Here is a 1,997-nt window from a genome sequence, read left to right as displayed (position 1 = left end):
CGGCGGCGCGGTGCGGTGGTGCGCGCGTCGCGGGCCCCCGACCACGGCGAGGCCCCGGTCCCGGCGAGCCGTGCCCGCCGGGCCGGGTTGGGTGGAGTGCCCGCGGCTCAGCCGGCGAAGGGTGTGGCGGGCAGGCCCGCGCCCGCGTCGGGGACGACGAGGAGGGACCCGGAGAGCGGGTGGGGGGCGGCGAGGCCGACGCGGGCCGTGGAGACGTACAGGTCGCGCAGACCCGCACCGCCGAAGGCGCAGGCCGTGGGGCGGCGGACCGGCAGGGCCAGCGCGCGGTCGAGCGCACCGTCCGGGGTGTAGCGGCGTATCGCCGAGCCGTCCCACAGGGCCACCCACACGCAGCCGTCCGCGTCGACCGTCAGTCCGTCGGGGAACCCGGCCCCCCGCTCGACCTCGGCGAACGGCCGGCGCCCCGAGACCTTCTCGCCGTCGAAGTCGAAGACGTCGATCCTGCGGGTGGGGCTGTCGATGTAGTACATCAGCCGGCCGTCGGGACTCCAGCCCGTGCCGTTGCTGACCGCGACCCCCGGCACCGCCTCGGTCGCGGAGCCGTCGGGCGCCACCCGGGCCAGCGCCCCGCCGCCCGCCGCCTCGTCGTAGCGCATGGTGCCCGCCCACAGCGCCCCGTCGGGCGCGACGGCCGCGTCGTTGCCGCGCCGTCCGGACACCGGCTCGCGGCGCAGCCAGGAGAACGCACCGTCCGCGTCGTACAGCCCGATGCCGTCCCGCAGATTGACCACCAGGCCGCCGCCGGCGCGCGGCTTCGCCGCCCCGACATGCTGCTCGGTGGCCAGTACGGTGCGCCGGCCGCTCGCCGGATCGTAGGTGTGCACGCGGAAGGAGAGGATGTCGACCCAGATCAGCAGCTCGCGCGCCGTGTCCCAGGTGGGCCCCTCGCCGAGCGCCGCCCGCTCGCGGACGGCCACGTCGATGCGTGTCACTGCTGCCCCCGGTGCCCCAGGCGGGTGGACAGGTCGGCCGCGCCCTTGACCGCGAGCTGTTCCAGCTCTGCCTGCCGTTCCTCGCTCCACCTGATCATCGGTACGGAGATGCTCAGCGCGGCGACGACCCTCCCCGCGCTGTCGCGCACCGGGGCCGCCACACAGCTGACGTCCGGGTTGGACTCGCGGTTCTCCACCGCGAGCCCGCGCTGCCCGATCCCGGCGAGGGCGCGCTTCAGCTCCTCGTGGTCGGTGATGCTGTTCGGGGTCATCGCGGCCAGCTCCCGGCCCTCGATGCGTGCGGCCAGCTCCGCCTCGGGCAGTGAGGCGAGCAGCATCTTGCCCACGGAGGTGCAGTGCGCGGGGAGGCGGCGGCCGGCGGCGGAGACCATGCGCACCGCGTGGGTGGAGTCCACCTTCGCGATGTAGATGACGTCCAGGTCCTCGAGGATCGCGACGTGCACCGTCTCGTCGCAGGTCTCCGCGATGTCCTGGGCGACCTGCCGGCCCTCGGCGGCCAGGTCGAGCTGCTCGGCGTAGCGGCTGCCGAGCTGGTAGGTGCGCACGCCCAGCCGGTAGCGGCCGGGCTGCTCGGGCACCGGCACCAGGTAGGAGCGGGCGGAGAGCGTGGTCAGCAGCTCGTGCACCGTGGTGCGCGGCAGCTGGAGTCTGCGGGTGACCTCCGGCGCCGACAGCGTTCCGTCGCCCTCGAGAAAGAGTTCGAGAATGTCGAGTGCCCGGGTCACCGCGGGGACCAGTCGCCCCATGATCGTCCTCCACCCTTTCGTTCGAAACCCCGGCCAACGGCCGGGATCGCGAACACAGGCTAACCACTGGGGCTACCCCGGGCAACGGGCGGAGCAGACCGGTCCTGTGTGATCCGGGCCGCCCGCGGCGCCTGCTACGGCGTGTCGGCGCAGGCGCTCAGGCGCACCACCACAGGATGCGCTCGCAGGTCTCGGAGGGGGAAGGCTCGGGCGAGGGGTCCGGCTCCGGGACCGGGTCCGCCGTGCTGGGGCCGGGGGCCGGCTGCTGGGTGGCGGG

At 75.0% G+C, this 1,997-nt stretch carries 2 protein-coding genes; both read right to left on the bottom strand.

From position 1 onward, the window contains the following. Positions 1-107: 107 nt before the first annotated feature. Positions 108-953, bottom strand: a complete 846-nt coding sequence (locus GUY61_RS37825) for an SMP-30/gluconolactonase/LRE family protein (protein ID WP_166634813.1) — start codon at positions 951-953, stop codon at positions 108-110. Then, positions 950-1,720 (bottom strand): IclR family transcriptional regulator, encoded by a 771-nt coding sequence (locus GUY61_RS37820; RefSeq protein WP_166634812.1) that lies wholly within the window; start codon positions 1,718-1,720, stop codon positions 950-952. The genes GUY61_RS37825 and GUY61_RS37820 overlap by 4 nt, the downstream gene beginning before the upstream one ends. Between the last annotated feature and the right edge of the window lie 277 nt (positions 1,721-1,997).

This window comes from Streptomyces sp. GC420 (genome assembly GCF_009916105.1).
Classification (GTDB): Bacteria; Actinomycetota; Actinomycetes; order Streptomycetales; family Streptomycetaceae; genus Streptomyces.
This window is presented reverse-complemented; position numbering and strand designations above follow the sequence as displayed.

What these genes read in the sequence shown, in the direction of transcription:
- GUY61_RS37820 (WP_166634812.1), bottom strand. Translation starts at nt 1,720, where the DNA reads ATGGGGCGACTGGTCCCCGCGGTGACCCGGGCACTCGACATTCTCGAA.